The sequence below is a fragment of the Streptomyces sp. TM32 genome, assembly GCF_004122755.1.
Taxonomy (GTDB): Bacteria; Actinomycetota; Actinomycetes; order Streptomycetales; family Streptomycetaceae; genus Streptomyces; species Streptomyces sioyaensis.
The window spans coordinates 1-14543 of sequence record NZ_SDIG01000165.1; the positions used below are offsets into that span (position 1 = coordinate 1).

At 69.6% G+C, this 14543-nt stretch carries 14 protein-coding genes; 7 read left to right on the plus strand and 7 right to left on the minus strand.

What is annotated here, in order from left to right; genetic code table 11:
- The first annotated feature begins 240 nt into the window (after positions 1-240).
- Genes EST92_RS26455 through EST92_RS26465 form a run of 3 tightly spaced genes read left to right on the plus strand, consistent with a single transcriptional unit; the run spans position 241 to position 3324 of the window.
- Complete coding sequence (locus EST92_RS26455; RefSeq protein WP_129283289.1) at positions 241-1395, plus strand: resuscitation-promoting factor; 1155 nt, start codon at positions 241-243, stop codon at positions 1393-1395.
- Between the two features lie 22 nt (positions 1396-1417).
- Positions 1418-2422 carry a 16S rRNA (adenine(1518)-N(6)/adenine(1519)-N(6))-dimethyltransferase RsmA gene (gene rsmA, locus EST92_RS26460; protein WP_129283290.1) on the plus strand — a complete coding sequence of 335 codons (1005 nt, stop codon included), beginning with the start codon at positions 1418-1420 and terminating at the stop codon, positions 2420-2422.
- Positions 2419-3324, plus strand: a complete 906-nt coding sequence (locus tag EST92_RS26465; RefSeq protein ID WP_129283291.1) for a 4-(cytidine 5'-diphospho)-2-C-methyl-D-erythritol kinase — start codon at positions 2419-2421, stop codon at positions 3322-3324. The genes rsmA and EST92_RS26465 overlap by 4 nt, the downstream gene beginning before the upstream one ends.
- Positions 3325-3371: 47 nt before the next feature.
- On the opposite strand, the gene EST92_RS26470 is transcribed toward EST92_RS26465, so the two are convergent.
- Entirely contained in the window at positions 3372-3725 is a 354-nt protein-coding gene (locus tag EST92_RS26470; protein WP_129283292.1) for a hypothetical protein, read from the minus strand.
- 378 nt (positions 3726-4103) lie between these two features.
- On the opposite strand from EST92_RS26470, the gene EST92_RS26475 reads away from it, so the two are divergent.
- Entirely contained in the window at positions 4104-5000 is an 897-nt protein-coding gene (locus EST92_RS26475) for a polysaccharide deacetylase family protein (RefSeq protein WP_254069030.1), read from the plus strand.
- Positions 5001-5019: 19 nt separating this feature from the next.
- On the opposite strand, the gene EST92_RS26480 is transcribed toward EST92_RS26475, so the two are convergent.
- Positions 5020-5241 carry a DUF397 domain-containing protein gene (locus EST92_RS26480; protein WP_129283293.1) on the minus strand — a complete coding sequence of 74 codons (222 nt, stop codon included), beginning with the start codon at positions 5239-5241 and terminating at the stop codon, positions 5020-5022.
- Positions 5222-6079, minus strand: a complete 858-nt coding sequence (locus EST92_RS26485; RefSeq protein WP_129283294.1) for a helix-turn-helix transcriptional regulator — start codon at positions 6077-6079, stop codon at positions 5222-5224. The genes EST92_RS26480 and EST92_RS26485 overlap by 20 nt, the downstream gene beginning before the upstream one ends.
- 187 nt (positions 6080-6266) lie before the next feature.
- Here EST92_RS26485 and EST92_RS26490 point away from each other — a divergent pair, with 187 nt between their 5' ends.
- Together EST92_RS26490 and EST92_RS31695 are read left to right on the plus strand one after the other, a co-directional pair.
- Entirely contained in the window at positions 6267-6482 is a 216-nt protein-coding gene (locus EST92_RS26490; protein WP_129283295.1) for a hypothetical protein, read from the plus strand.
- A 95-nt stretch (positions 6483-6577) separates the two neighbouring features.
- Positions 6578-6835 carry a hypothetical protein gene (locus tag EST92_RS31695; RefSeq protein WP_129283296.1) on the plus strand — a complete coding sequence of 86 codons (258 nt, stop codon included), beginning with the start codon at positions 6578-6580 and terminating at the stop codon, positions 6833-6835.
- A gap of 26 nt (positions 6836-6861) precedes the next feature.
- Here the strand turns inward: EST92_RS31695 and EST92_RS26500 are convergent, their stop codons facing one another.
- A complete protein-coding gene (locus EST92_RS26500) occupies positions 6862-7608 on the minus strand; it encodes an alpha/beta hydrolase (RefSeq protein ID WP_129283297.1) in 747 nt (248 codons plus the stop codon).
- Between the two features lie 195 nt (positions 7609-7803).
- On the opposite strand from EST92_RS26500, the gene EST92_RS26505 reads away from it, so the two are divergent.
- Positions 7804-9603 (plus strand): ABC-F family ATP-binding cassette domain-containing protein, encoded by a 1800-nt coding sequence (locus tag EST92_RS26505; protein WP_129283301.1) that lies wholly within the window; start codon positions 7804-7806, stop codon positions 9601-9603.
- A 126-nt stretch (positions 9604-9729) separates the two neighbouring features.
- Here the strand turns inward: EST92_RS26505 and EST92_RS26510 are convergent, their stop codons facing one another.
- From EST92_RS26510 to EST92_RS26520, 3 genes are all read right to left on the minus strand, one after another.
- Positions 9730-10329: a hypothetical protein gene (locus tag EST92_RS26510; RefSeq protein WP_129283298.1), complete on the minus strand. Its 600-nt coding sequence runs from the start codon at positions 10327-10329 to the stop codon at positions 9730-9732.
- A gap of 552 nt (positions 10330-10881) precedes the next feature.
- Positions 10882-11232: a hypothetical protein gene (locus tag EST92_RS26515; protein ID WP_129283299.1), complete on the minus strand. Its 351-nt coding sequence runs from the start codon at positions 11230-11232 to the stop codon at positions 10882-10884.
- Between the two features lie 29 nt (positions 11233-11261).
- The coding region (locus EST92_RS26520) for an RHS repeat-associated core domain-containing protein (RefSeq protein ID WP_275540903.1) at positions 11262-14543 on the minus strand (3282 nt) is incomplete at its 5' end.

Below are 14543 nucleotides of genomic sequence, written 5' to 3' on the forward strand. Positions count from 1 at the left end.
TCCGCGCCAACGACCTTGCCGCCGCGCAACCGCGGACAGATCCTGCCCCCGCCCGCGGGCGCCCGCAGCGCAGCCCCCCCCCTCTGGACCCCGCGGGGGCCCCCCCGCGCCCACGGCCCCCTCGCGGCAACCGGAGCCCCTCGAAACGACCACTATCCGTATTGGTCCGACTTTGGAGAGTTACCGGGTGCTCCGCTACATTCCGGCCGTCAACCGCAGCCGGGGCATGTGGAGCGCGCCGTGAGTCATTCGCAGAGCAGCCACCGTGTCGCGCGCGGCCGTCGCAGACGTCGCGCCGAACACCCCGACGCGCTGCGCCGGCTGCTGCCCAGAGCGCTGGTCGTCGCCTTCCTCGCCGGCGGCACCACCGCCTTCATCGCGCACGACAAGGCCGTCCGGCTCACCGTCGACGGCACCCCGCGCACCCTGCACACCTTCGCCGACGACGTCGACGACCTGCTGGCCGACGAGCATCTCGACATCGGCGCCCACGACATCGTCGCCCCCGCCCCCGGCACCGCACTCGGCAGCGGCGACGAGATCGTCGTCCGCCACGGCCGCCCGGTCGTCCTGACCATCGACGGGCAGCGCCGCACGGTGTGGACCACTGCGGACACCGTCGCCGGCGCGCTCCACCAGCTCGGCGTGCGTGCCGAGGGCGCCGTGCTGTCCGCGGACCGCTCCCGGCGCATCGAGCAGCACGGCATGGAACTCGCGGTCCGCACCGAACGCTCGTTGATCATCTTCGCCGACGGCCGGGAACACCGGGTCCGCACCAACGCCGCCACCGTCCGCGAGGCCCTCGCCGAGGCCGGACTCGCGCTGCGCGACCAGGACACCACCTCGGTGCCGCCGGACAGCTTCCCGCGCGAGGGCCAGACCATCTCCGTGCTGCGGATCACCGGCTCCAAGGAGGTCCGCGAGCAGCGCCTCCCGTTCCGTACGATCCTGCGGGCCGATCCCCGGCTGGCCCGCGGCGTCCGGTCGGTCGTCCAGCAGGGACGGCCCGGCGTGCGGCGGATCACCTACCGGGTGCGCACCGTCAACGGCGTCCGGCAGAAGCCGAAGCGGCTGCACAGCGAGATCGTGCACGCCCCCCGCCCGCAGATCGTGCACCTCGGCACCATGGTGCTGCCCACCTCCGTCCGCGGCGCCGACCATCTCGCCTGGCACGCGCTGGCGCAGTGCGAGACGGGCGGGCGGCCGAACGCCGTCGACGCCTCGGGCACCTACGGCGGTCTCTACCAGTTCGATGCCGGCACCTGGCGGGCCCTCGGCGGCCGCGGACGTCCGCAGGACGCCTCCCCCCAGGAACAGACCTACCGGGCCAAGAAGCTCTACATCAGAAGGGGGGCGAGTCCGTGGCCGGTCTGCGGCCGTAAGCTTCACGGGTGAACGAGCGCACCGAGGCTGTGGCATGAGCAAGAGCACCACCGACGATTCCGGTCCCCTGCTGGGCGCCGCCGACATCCGCGAGCTGGCCGCCGCGCTGGGCGTCCGCCCCACCAAGCAGCGCGGCCAGAACTTCGTCATCGACGCCAACACCGTCCGCCGGATCGTGCGGACCGCGGGCGTGCGGCCCGACGACGTGGTCGTCGAGATCGGGCCCGGCCTCGGCTCGCTGACCCTGGCGCTGCTGGAGGCCGCCGACCGGGTCACCGCCGTCGAGATCGACGAGGTGCTGGCGGCCGCGCTGCCGGGCACCGTCGCGACCCGGATGCCCGAGCGCGCCGACCGCTTCGCGCTGGTGCACAGCGACGCGATGCACGTCACCGAACTCCCCGGCCCCGCGCCCACCGCCCTGGTCGCCAACCTCCCCTACAACGTCGCGGTCCCGGTGCTGCTGCACATGCTCGCCACGTTCCCCTCCATCGAGCGCACCCTGGTCATGGTCCAGTCCGAGGTCGCCGACCGGTTGGCCGCCCGCCCCGGCAACAAGGTCTACGGCGTCCCGTCGGTCAAGGCCACCTGGTACGCCGAGGTCAAGCGGGCCGGCGCGATCGGCCGCAACGTCTTCTGGCCCGCGCCCAACGTCGACTCCGGCCTGGTCTCCCTCGTCCGCCGCGAGAAGCCGATCGAGACCTCGGCGAGCCGCGACGAGGTCTTCGCCGTCGTCGACGCGGCCTTCGCCCAGCGCCGCAAGACGCTGCGGGCCGCGCTGTCGGGCTGGGCCGGATCGGCCGCCGCCGCGGAGGCCGCACTGGTCGCCGCGGGCGTCTCCCCGCAGGCCCGCGGGGAGGCCCTGACCGTCGAGGAGTTCGCGCGGATCGCCGAGCACAAGGGACCGGGCGGCGAGCCCGGCATCCGGCAGTCGGCGGGAGCGCACGCCTCAGGGGGAGCGCACGCCTCGGCGGAAGAGCAGACAGCACGGGGAGAGCAGACAGCACGGGGAGAGCAGACCTCAGGGGGAGAGCAGGCATGACCACCACCACCTCGATCACGGTCCGGGTACCGGCCAAGGTCAACGTCCAGCTGGCGGTGGGCGCCGCCCGCGCGGACGGCTTCCACGACCTGGCGAACGTCTTCCTCGCCGTCGGCCTCTACGACGAGGTCACCGCCACCCCCGCCGACACCCTCCGGATCACCGCCGAGGGCCACGACGTCGACCGGATCCCCCTGGACCGCACCAACCTGGCGGCCCGCGCCGCCGAACTCCTCGCCGCCCGGCGCGGCATCGAGCCGCACGTCCACCTCCACATCCGCAAGGACATCCCCGTCGCGGGCGGCATGGCCGGCGGCAGCGCGGACGCGGCCGGTGCGCTGCTGGCCTGCGACGCGCTCTGGGCGACGGGCGCCTCGCGCGACGAACTCCTGGACATCTGCGCCGAGTTGGGCAGCGACGTCCCCTTCAGCCTGGTCGGCGGCGCGGCCCTGGGCCGCGGCCGCGGCGAACTGCTGACCCCGCTCCCCGTCGGCGGCACCTTCCACTGGGTCTTCGCGGTGGCCGACGGCGGACTCTCCACCCCGGCCGTCTACGGCGAGTTCGACCGGCTGACGGCAGGGACGGACGTGCCGGAGCCGGAGGCGGCGCCTGAGCTGCTGGCCGCGCTGGAGTCCGGCGACGCCACCGAACTCGCCGCGGCTGTGGCCAACGACCTCCAGCCCGCTGCGCTGTCCTTGTGCCCTTCGCTGACCGCGACCCTGGAGGCAGGCACCGCCGCCGGTGCGCTGGCCGCGCTGGTCTCCGGTTCCGGACCGACCACCGCCTTCCTGGCCAAGGACGCGGAGGCGGCCAGGCAGGTCGCCCGGGAGCTCCTGGCGTCGGGGACGTGCCGGCAGGTGCGGGTGGCGGAGGCTCCGGCGGTGGGGGCGACGGTCCTCTAGGGCGTTTCGTCCGGATCGATCTGCTCGTGGTGTGCGATCGCGTCCGGCTATGTGCGCCGGGTTCGCGGTACGGGACCACTCCAGGAGGCTTCTTCGCCGTGGCCTCTTCCCGGACTCACCGCGCCGGTCAAGGACTGTTGCAGGTGGGTGGCGCGACCGCGCTTCGCCCGCCAGGGACCCACGAGGCCCAGGACCAGCGCGACGAAGGTGAGCAGCCCCGCCACCCAGAACAGGATCCGGGTGGGCTGGGCGCTCGGGCCGATGATGCCGACGACGAACGCAACGATCAGGCCGATGGAGCCGAGGATGACGGCCGCCTTGCCCGTGACGTTGCCTGGGCGCGGTGCGCCGGGCCGAGGAGACGGGGGTGTCCGCCCGGCGGGCTCCCGGAACTCTGCCATCTCGCCCTCGTTTCTTCCTTGATGCCCGAGGCTCTTATGCGGTCAGGCTTGCCGCCGACACGGTCGCGGGGCGAGGGCCCGTGTGGCACCTTCCGCCAACAGCGCCTTCGGCTGAGGCAGTGGTGCCCGTCAAGACGGCAGGTCCTCCCACTCGGTTCCGCACATTGCGGAAGCCGCTGGTGCCCGCGAGCACGAAGCGGCCCCGGGCTGCCCGAACTGCGCCTGACCCGCCCCGGATCCATCAGCCGGCCGGTGCACCGCTGGCGTTCCGAGTCGGTCGACTTCCCCGTGGCTTGAAACACACACGCAACCTCGTACGTCTGTTCGCCATCAATCAGGGCGAAGCAGTCAAGCAGCGTACGGATATGAGGTGCTGGGGTGGGCGCGAACATTGCGCGGTGGCGGCGGATCGCGGCGGCATTGCTCGTGGCGGGGCTGATACCCGGGCTCATATCGGGGTGCTCGACCGCTTCGGAGACCTCGCCCACCGCGGACAGGGGGAATTCGGCCACGACCGGGGGCGGCTCACATGCCGAGGCCGAGGGCGATGGGGCCGGTTCCGGCGGCGGTGGGGCGGGCTCCGGCGCTGCCTCGGCCGCCGCGTTCCGCAAGTGGGGCATCGAGCCGTTGGCCGCGCCGCCCGCGCCGCCGAAGACCAAGCCGGTGACCCTGCGCGCGAACGGCGACGTGCCCGTGATCAGCGACATCCCGGTGAAGGACAAGGTCGTCTTCCTCACCTTCGACGACGGGGCCGAGAAGGACCCGAAGTTCGTGACGATGATGAAGGAGCTCAAGATCCCCTTCTCGATGTTCCTCACGGACGCGGCCGTCAACGGCAACTACGACTACTTCCAGCGGCTGCGGCAGCAGGGCAACGGCATCCACAACCACACCCTGACCCACCCCAACCTCCGTACCCTGGGCGCCGCGGCACAGAAGCGCGAGATCTGCGGCCAGCAGGACAAGCTCAAGGCCCGGTACGGCACCGCGCCGCGCCTCTTCCGCCCGCCCTACGGCAACTGGAACGAGGCCACCCGCGCCGCCGCGAAGGCCTGCGGCGCCCAGGCGATCGTGCTGTGGCGCGAGTCCATGCAGATCAAGAACATGCAGTACCAGCGCGCCGACAAGAAGCTGCACCCCGGCGACATCATCCTGGCCCACTTCCGTGGCCCCTCCGAACTCAAGGGCACCACGATGACCGAGATGACGGCGAACATGCTGCGCCACATCCAGGAGCAGGGCTTCACGGTCGCGCGCCTGGAGGACTACCTGTAGCCCGGTTTACCAGCCAGGTCTAGCCGGCGAACGGGAGAGGGGCATCCTTGACCGCGGAGACGAAGGACGACCAGGCGGCGGCCGGGAAGACGAGCGCGGGGCCGTGCGGGTCCTTGGAGTCGCGGACGGGGACGATGCCGGGGAGGTCGTCGACTACCTCGACGCAATTCCCACCCTCACCGCTGGTGTAGCTGCTCTTGCGCCAGACGGCGGCGCTCAAGTCAATGTGGCTGCTTGCCATTTCGGTAGTCCTCTGCGGCCGCCTCGATGATGGTGAGGGACGCCTCCGGCGGTAGCGCGGCGGCCCTGAGCCGATCGTATGCCTTGCGGTACTTCTTCACGAGGGCCGGATCGTCGATGGTGTGACCGCTGTATTCCGATTCCAGATAAGCCAGCGGCGGGGCGTCCGGAAAGGTCATGAGCTGCAACAAGCCCACCAGCATGAGGGGGTGTGGGCCACAGTTCCACGGCTGGATCTGTGGAATGACCCGATGGCGCCTCGCCAGCGCCGCGATGCGGTCGAGCTGATCGGCCATCTCCTCCGGAGGGAGGATCGGGCAGCGCAACACGTGCTCGGACAGGATCACCCAGTATTCAGGGGTCGTGTGGTCGTCCTCGAACAGGTGGGCCCGCGCCATGCGGGCGCTGACCTTCTCCTCGACCTCCTCGTCGGTCGCCAGCGGCTGCGTCGCCCGCACCACTGCCCGCGTGTACGCGGCGGTCTCCAACAGGCCGGGGATAAGGGTCGGACACCACTCCTCGATGGTCTCCGCACGCTTCTCCGCCTCCAGGATGTGCTCGTAGTGGGCGGGATGGCCCATCCGCCTGGCCTTCCGCACGTCCTCGCAACGCCGCTCGAAGAAGCCGTCCGTCTTCAGCACCTTGTCCACGTGCTCGGCCAGTTCCGCCGGCATCCGCCGTTCGCCGCGCTCGATCTCGCTGAGGTGGCTGGGGCCGTAGAAGCTGCCCTCCACCAGCTGCTGGAGCGTGAGCCCGGCCAACTCCCGCTGGTAGCGCAGCTCCTTGCCGTAAAAGGTCGGAACTCCTGCCGAACCGTCAATGTCCTTGCGTCGTGCCACGGTTCACCGCCGTACGTGTAGCTGATTCACAGTCATTGCGGACGGGCCCCGGCGGTTCCCGCATTTCCACCACGTCACACCGCGCTTTCCCCGGACCACGGCCGGGAGCCCAACCCCCTTTCACGCTACGCCGCGTCACGTCACTCTGTAATCAGTTCATTGCTATGCGTACAGAAAGGCGGGGTCCATGCCCCTCGACCGCTCCCTCCCCGACGACGTGCACGAAAGCGCCGAAGAGCTGCGCGGCGCGCTGAAGGAGAACGGCATCACGCTGCCGTCGCTCGGCGTCGATCTGCCCGGCTTCGCGGGCGTCTACGGCGTCTCGCTGGTCGCCCTCGGTAACTGCAACGCGGCCACCGCCCGTCGGCTCGCCGAGGTTCTCCGCAAGGCGGCCGCCCGTTGAACGGAGGGCCGGGACTCGTCCGGGCGACCCTCGGAAGGCTGCTGAGCTGGTTGCTTCCGGGGCGGGGCGGCCATCGGGCGACCATCAGTACCGGCGTGCTCGCGGCCACGGCCTGGCCGCCGGTGGCTCCGGCAGCTCCGGCAGCCCCCGTGCCGCGGCGCCTCGTACGCGTCCGCCGGGTGCCGCCCGGTCTGCTGCCGCCGGGCGGTGCGGACGGCGACCTCGTCCGGCCCTACGTCTCTGCCGCGGAGGCGCGGCAGCGTGCTGCCACCCAGGACGCCCGGCGTCGGGAGCTGGAGGAGTCCGTGCGTCGGCTCAACACCTGGTCGTCGGGTGGGGGCGGGCGTCGCTGAGGCACCGCGAGGGGCCGGCCGGAGGGTTACGCGCCGGCAGCCTCGGCCAGTACCCCGGCCACCATCCGGCCCGCCGCTACGGCGTGTGTCTCGGTCGTCGGCACGCAGCGGTCCGCCGCCGGGTCGTACTCGGTCATGATCACGCCTGCGTGGTCGGTCTCCGGCTCCTGCAGGGTCACCGCCCGGCCCGCGGCCCGCAGCGTTTCGGCGAGGTCCCGGGAGTAGTGGGCGTCCACGATCGCGTCACGGCTGCCGTGGACGAGGTGGACCGGGACACCCGGGTCGCGGCCCGCGGCGAGATCGGCCAGCGGCGCGGTCCCGGTGGTCCGTGCCGGCAGGTCGTAGCGGCCCGCCACACACACCACGGCCCGCGGCCGCCACCCGTCCGCGATCTCGGGCCGCAGCGCGACCCCCAGCGCGGCCCCGGCCCCCATCGACCACCCGGCCGCCACGCACGCCTCCCCGTCGCCGCCCAGCCCGCCCGCTTCCTTGCGGGCGAAGGCCAGCGACTCCAGCAGGTGGGCCCGGCCCCCGTCCGCGGCGTACGAGCGCCAGTCGGGGACGAGGACCAGCAGCCCGCCCTCCGCCGCGGTCCGCGCCAGCGGTTCGAGCACATCCCGCTCGTCGGGGCCGATGCCGTGCCAGAGCAGCACGGTGGGCGCCGGTCCGGACGCCCCCGCCGGCCGGTACACGTCCATCTGCTTGCCGCTCGGGCCGTAGACCAGCCCGCGTACCGTCTCCGTCGTCGCTGCCATGCCCATGTCCGGTGCCATGACGGCACGTTATCCAACGGGCCGCGGCGGCACCCGGGATTCAACAGGTCGCAGCGGCACCCGTGCGCCCACGCGGTCGGCACCAGCACCCGCCGCGCACCGGTGCCCCGGATACGGACCACCGGAGCGGCGGCGGGATGCTTCCGCACGCCGACTACGCTGGGAAGGTCGCCCGATGTGAAACGCAGGAGTGAGATGGCCGTCAACCTCGTCAATCTGGAAGCCGTCGGCAAGGTGTACGGAACCCGTGCCCTGCTCGACGGTGTCTCGCTCGGCGTCAACGAGGGGGACCGGATCGGCGTCGTCGGACGCAACGGCGACGGCAAGACCACCCTGATCCGGATCCTGGCCAAGCTGGAGGACGCGGACGACGGCCGGGTCACCCACTCCGGCGGCCTGCGCCTCGGCGTCCTCACCCAGCACGATTCGCTCGACCCGGCCGCCACCATCCGGCACGAGGTCATCGGCGACCTCGCCGACCACGAGTGGGCCGGCAACGCCAAGATCCGCGACGTGCTCACCGGCCTCTTCGGTGATCTGCACCTGCCGGGCTTCACCCAGGGCCTGGACACGGTCATCGGCCCGCTCTCCGGCGGTGAGCGCCGCCGCATCGCGCTGGCCAAGCTGCTGATCGCCGAGCAGGACCTGATCGTCCTCGACGAGCCCACCAACCACCTCGACGTCGAGGGCATCTCCTGGCTGGCCCGCCACCTCCGGGCCCGCCGCTCCGCCCTCGTGGTCGTCACCCACGACCGGTGGTTCCTCGACCAGGTCTGCACGCGCATGTGGGACGTCCAGCGCGGCGACGTCCACGAGTACGAGGGCGGCTACAGCGACTACGTCTTCGCCCGGGCCGAGCGGGAGCGGATCGCCGCCACCGAAGAGGTCAAGCGGCAGAACCTGATGCGCAAGGAGCTGGCGTGGCTGCGGCGCGGCGCCCCGGCCCGTACGAGCAAGCCCCGGTTCCGCATCGAGGCAGCGAACGAGCTGATCGCCGACGTCCCGCCGCCCCGCGACAACGCCGAGCTGATGAAGTTCGCCAGCTCGCGCCTCGGCAAGACCGTCTTCGAGCTGGAGGACGTCAGCGTCCAGGCCGGGCCGAAGGTCCTCCTCAAGCACCTGACCTGGCAGCTGGGGCCCGGCGACCGGATCGGCCTGGTGGGCGTCAACGGCGCCGGCAAGACCTCGCTGCTGCGGGCGCTGGCCGAGGCGGCCCGGACGCAGGGTGAGACCCAGCCGGTGGCCGGCCGGATCACCGTCGGCAAGACCGTCAAGCTGGCGTACCTCTCCCAGGAGGTCGGCGAGCTCGACCCGGCGCTGCGGGTGCTGGAGGCCGTCCAGCGGGTGCGCGAGCGGGTCGACCTGGGCAAGGGCCGGGAGATGACCGCCGGCCAGCTCTGCGAGAAGTTCGGCTTCACCAAGGAGAAGCAGTGGACGCCGGTCGGCGACCTCTCCGGCGGTGAGCGCCGCCGCCTGCAGATCCTGCGTCTCCTCATGGACGAGCCCAACGTCCTCTTCCTCGACGAGCCCACCAACGACCTCGACATCGAGACCCTGACCCAGCTGGAGGACCTCCTCGACGGCTGGCCCGGATCCCTCATCGTCATCAGCCACGACCGGTACTTCATCGAGCGCACCACCGACCGCGTCCACGCCCTCCTCGGCGACGCCACGCTCCGCATGCTCCCGCGTGGCCTGGACGAGTACCTGGAACGCCGCCAGAAGGTCATCGAGGCCGCGACGCCGACGCCCGCCCCGCAGGCCACGGCACCCAAGAAGGCCGCCGCCGTCAACCGCGCCGCCCAGAAGGAACTCCAGAAGATCGAGCGCCAGTTGGACAAGCTCGGCGACAAGGAGACCAAGCTCCACGCCCAGATCGCCGAGAACGCGACCGACTTCGAGAAGGTCGCCGGTCTCGACGCCCAGCTCCGCGAACTGAGCACGGAAAAGGACGAGTTGGAAATGCGGTGGCTGGAGTTGGCGGAGGATGCTTAGGAGGCGGGGCCTTTGAGCGACGCCGGTCACCGCGGGTGGAGGTCCTGCTGACCACCCGGTGACCGGCGATACGTCAGGGGTAGCCCGGCATCCGGCAGGGGCAGCCCGGCATCCGGCAGCGGGAACTCACCCCAGCGGTTTTCTGACCTCACCACGAATCTTGTCGGCCTTGTCGGCGAATTCCTGAAGGTCGATGGACTGCGGCTCCTCCGCCAAGTGCGCCGCGTCGGTTTCGGCGACATTCCCGCTCGTGCTGGAATCGGCCCAGACGCAGAACGGCAGCGTGATCTTCTGCCCCATCTCCGTCCGCACATCCACACCGCAGGTGAGCGAATCTCCGCCCCCGCTGGGCGTGAACTTCTTCTCAGCCACGGCGACTTCCGTCTTACCGTCGCGCGTCATGCCGCGGATGGTGTGGTCGACGGCCGTCTCGGGATCGTCGATGGTGCCGTAGAGCCCCAGCATCACCAGTGACTTGGTGCCGGACGAGTACTGGCCGCCGGCTGCCTTGATGTCGTGCTCATTGGCCCCTTCTTGCGGCACCGAACCGCCGGCCTGCTGGGATATGTCCTTCGCGAGCTTGTACTTGCCGCCTGCCAGCGTCTGCGGCACCGTGATCCGGTACTTCGGCCCGCCGGCGGACCCACCGGACCCACCGGACGAACCCCCTCCGCCCCTGAACACCCCGGCCGACGCCAGCGTGCCGATCACCAGCACACCGGCCACGGCACCGACGATGCCCCACACCTTCCCGGCCTTCCCCCTGGGCGGTATGGGCGGCGGCATGCCAGGCCCGCCGCCGTATCCGAACGGGGGCGCCTGCTGCGGCATGCCGTAGGGCCCAGGCTGACCGTAGGGCGCCGGTCCGCCGGGGTGCGGCTGCTGTCCGTACGGCCCCGGCCCACCGGGTGCTGCACCTTGCGGATACCCGGCGGGCGGACCGGGCTGCGGGAAGCCTTGCGGCGCACCGTAACCCGGCGGCTGCCCGAAACCACCTGGTGGTTGCTGCGGTGTAGTCATTTACATCTTTCTTTTGTGAGGCGCGGCGGAGACCCGAAAGGGCTTGGTGCATACGCTGGTTTCACCCCGAGGCCCGCTCTTCCTAGCACTTCACTGCTACGGCGACGCACCAGGAACCAACGTCATGCGGCTCGCGCACCCTGGAGTCCGCGCGAGCGACTGCGACGGTTGACCTGTGGCCGACAGGCACTGGTGAGCCTGAGCCACCTGCGCTGCGGCCGTAACCTCGCGGCTGCGTTCGCCGCGTCAGTCCTTATGTTAGTGAAACAGCATTCTGTCAGTGATCCTGATTCGCGGGAAGATTTGGATGTCAAGCACTCCGCTTGCAACCCCGTCGTTGAAGTCAATGACGATGGAGGAGTGCTCCTTGTCTGATTCGATGTGTAGCCGAATGGCTCCTTCTCGGAAAATGTCCATCACGGTTTCTTGGGCGTCGCAGAGTCGCATTCTTACTGACGCATCGGTGGGGCTGTAGGAGAAAGTGAGGTCCTCCCCAGTGACCTCTTTAAAGTCGATGATCCACACGTTGTCGATGGTATTTCTGGTTACTGTTGCACCAAACTCCTCTGTGAAGTTATGGGCATCTGGGGATTCGAATTTATGATCCATGCGCTATCCGCCTCTTGGTGTTATGGGTGCTACCCGTGGATGCTGACGCGTCCGCCGCCACCCCGGAAGATTACCGTTGAAAGCCTCAATCCTCCATCATTCATTATCTGCCAGGTGCTTTCGACGCCACGTATTCCGTGTGGGCCATGAATTACGGAATTTGCCTTTCCGAAACTTCCCCATTCGTTGGTGAAGGTTTCAGAAAATCCGTTGCGGCTGGCATCTTGTAGATGCTGAGTCACGTAGGATCGCGAAGCTGGGGTGTCGTGAAGGCCTATGCTGCGCAATTGGTCTGCGTTTTGTTTGGCTCTCGGTGAGTTGTGCGCATCCGCTTTTATGTCTTTGTTGAATAGGTAGTCAAGTTTTCTTGGATGCACCTCTGTGCAAGGTGATAGTCCGAGTGGGTCTGCCCAAGTGGTCGGGTTTCCCACGTACGTGGAAGTATTGTCTGCGGGGGCCAGCCCTAGAGGGTCAGCTGAAAGGTACCTTCCTGTTTCCGAGTCGTAGTGTCGGTTGTAGTTGTAATGCAGCCCGGTCTCAGGGTCGACGACCTGACCCGGAAAGCGCAGCGGCGTATACGCCGTGGCTGAGCTGTCCCAAGTTGTTGTGCCCCAGAGGGTGGCGCAGGTACGCCAAGCGAGCGCGCCATCCCCCGATACTAGTTCTGTGGGGGTGCCGACCAGGTCCGTGACGATGGCGAAGAATCGTTGGTCGATAACCTGTTGGGACGCTCTGGTCATCGATGCGGTCTTACGCTCTGTTTGGGCTAGCGGGCGTAGTCCCTGATGGTCCCAGGTGAGTGTGAGTGCCTTTGGGGCTGCTGGATTGTGAGTGGTTTGTTCGGTGAGAGTGGTGCCGTCCCACGTGAAGTCGATTTGCTCAGCGGCCGTACCGGTGCCAGTTACGAGGCGTTGTTTGCCTATTCGGCGGCCGAAAGGATCGTAGAGGTAGCGCCAGGTCGTGCCGTCAGGAGTGATGACGGTGGTGAGTCGGTCCTCGGCGTTCCAGGTGTACCGCCAGGTATCCGGTTTGCGGGAGACGCGGGTTTTTTGGCGGAGGGTTACGCGGCCGAGGGCGTCGTGTTCGTAGCGGATGCGGCCGGCGCGGGTGATGTTGGTGCCGGTGTAGGTACGGTCGCCGCGGGCTGAGGGGCTGACGTGGCGGTCGGGCCAGGTGGCGTGGGTTTGGTTGCCGGCTTCGTCGTAGGCGTAGGTCTCGGTCCAGTCGGTGGCGTGGACGGCGGTGACGCGGCCGGCGCGGTCGAGGTCGAAGGTGCGGCGGCCGCTGTGGGAGTCGTCGATCGCGGTGAGGTTGCCGTCGGGGCGGTAGGTGTAGCCGCGGTGGAGGAGCCGTTGTGCTTCGTCGGCGGCAGGGTTCTGCGCGTGGGATGGCCCGGCGGGGGACTGGAGAGTGCCGGTACCTGCTGTGGTGAGGGACTGGGTGGTGAGGCGGCCGGTGGGGTCCCAAGTGTGGGTGAGGGCGAGGTTGTTGTCGATGGTGCGGGTGAGTTCTTGGCCCGCGGCGTCGTGGTCGAAGGTGAGGGTGTGGCCGCCGGTGTTGAGGGCGGTGCGGTTGCCGGCGGCATCGTAGGTGTAGGTGGTGGTGTGGCCGGTGGGGGTGGTGCGGGAGGTGCGGCGGCCCAGGGCGTCGTAGGTGAACGTCATGGTGCGGCCGTTGACCGATTCGCTGGTGACGCGGCCGAGGATGTCGCGGGTGTAGGTGACGGTGGCGTCCGGGTTGGCTGCCTCGTGGAGGTTGCCGGCGGCGTCGTGGGCGTAGGTGGTGACGAGGCCGGCTGCGTCCTTGTGCGTGATGCGGCCGAGGGTGTCTCGGGTGTAAGTGGTGACCTCGCCCAGGGTGTTGGTGCGGGTGGCGAGTTGGCCTGCGGCGTCGTGGGCGTAGGCCAGGACGCGGTCGTCGAAGTCGGTCTCGGATATCAGGCGGCCGGCGCCGTCGTAGGTGTAGTTCCAGGTCAGGCCCTGGGGGTTGGTGACCTGGGTGAGGCGGAGTTCGGTGTCGTGGGTGAAGGTGTGGCGGACGCCGTCGGGGTCGGTGCGGGCCACCAGGAGGTCGAAGTGGCCGTATTCGTAGTGGGTGGTCTGGCCGATGGCGTCGGTGTGGGTGAGGCGGTTGCCTTCGCCGTCATACGTCCACTCTTCGGTGGCACCGGACGCATCGATGCGCGCGGCGAGCTTCCCCTCCACTGTCCACACCATGTGGGTGGTCTCGCCCAGGGGGTCCGTGACGGAGGTGGTGCGGCCGAAGGCGTCGCGACGGTAGTGGGTCACGGCACCGAGGGGGTCGGTGACCGATATTGGCAGGCCGGCCTTGTTGCAGTAGAGGCGGGTGGTGTTGCCCAAGGCGTCGGTGACGCCGGCGATATGGCCGCGCTCGTCGTGCCTGTAGGTGGTGGTGGCGCCGCTGGGGTCCGTGGTGGAGGTGCGGTTGCCGTGGGCGTCGTAGGTGTGGGTCCAGGTGGTGCCGTCGGGCCCGGTCACGCTCACCGGGTGACCGTCGGTGTCGTACGTGGTGGTGGAGCTGCTGCCGTCCGGGAGGGTGACGGTGACCGGGCGGCCGGTGTCGTCGTAGTCGATGTGGGTGGTGCGGCCCAGGGGGTCCGTGGTGGACAGGATGCGGTGCGCCGCGTCGCGGACCGTGCGGGTGGTGGCGCCGGTGGGGTCGGTCTCCGCGACGATCTGGTGGCGTTCGTTGACCTCGTACCGGGTGACCTGGCCGAGGGAGTTGTGGTGGAGGTTGGTGCGCAGTCCCGTCACCGGGTCCGGGGCGCCCCAGGTGAAGTGGGCGCGGAGGTGGCCTTCGATCCCGCCCTGTGAGACGCAGCGGTCCTGGTCGTCGTAGGTGTAGGTGTAGCTGCTGTGGTTGGTGTCGGTCCAGGACGTGATGCGGCCGATGTCGTCGTAGGTGAAGCGGAGCGGGATGCCGGAGGAGTTGGTGGTGGTGATGAGGTTGCCGGCGTCGTCGTAGCCGTACGTGATCAGGAGTTGGTCGGAGCCGTCGGGGGCCCCGCCCGCCAGGTGGAGGGCGGTGATGCGGCCGTTGTGCGTGGTGAGCAGGAGGCGGTAGCCGGCGCTGTGGGTAATGGCGGTCGGCGTGCCGTCTTCGGTGTAGTCGAAGGTGTGGTGGTTGCCGTGGCGGTCGGATATCTCGTCGAGGACGGCGAGGGTTTCCGTGTAGGTGGTGAAGTAGCGGCGGGTGCCGGTGACCGGGTCGGTGAGGAGGTAGTCGCCGTCCGGGGTGAGTTCTAGGGGCGCGCCGTCGCCTTCGTGGGGGAGGGTGGGGACGCCGACGGC

Coding starts and splice junctions, on each gene's coding strand:
- rsmA (WP_129283290.1), top strand. CDS start 1,418: ATGAGCAAGAGCACCACCGACGATTCCGGTCCCCTGCTGGGCGCCGCC.
- EST92_RS26465 (WP_129283291.1), top strand. CDS start 2,419: ATGACCACCACCACCTCGATCACGGTCCGGGTACCGGCCAAGGTCAAC.
- EST92_RS26470 (WP_129283292.1), bottom strand. CDS start 3,725: ATGGCAGAGTTCCGGGAGCCCGCCGGGCGGACACCCCCGTCTCCTCGG.
- EST92_RS26480 (WP_129283293.1), bottom strand. CDS start 5,241: ATGGCAAGCAGCCACATTGACTTGAGCGCCGCCGTCTGGCGCAAGAGC.
- EST92_RS26490 (WP_129283295.1), top strand. CDS start 6,267: ATGCCCCTCGACCGCTCCCTCCCCGACGACGTGCACGAAAGCGCCGAA.
- EST92_RS26500 (WP_129283297.1), bottom strand. CDS start 7,608: ATGGCACCGGACATGGGCATGGCAGCGACGACGGAGACGGTACGCGGG.
- EST92_RS26505 (WP_129283301.1), top strand. CDS start 7,804: ATGGCCGTCAACCTCGTCAATCTGGAAGCCGTCGGCAAGGTGTACGGA.
- EST92_RS26515 (WP_129283299.1), bottom strand. CDS start 11,232: ATGGATCATAAATTCGAATCCCCAGATGCCCATAACTTCACAGAGGAG.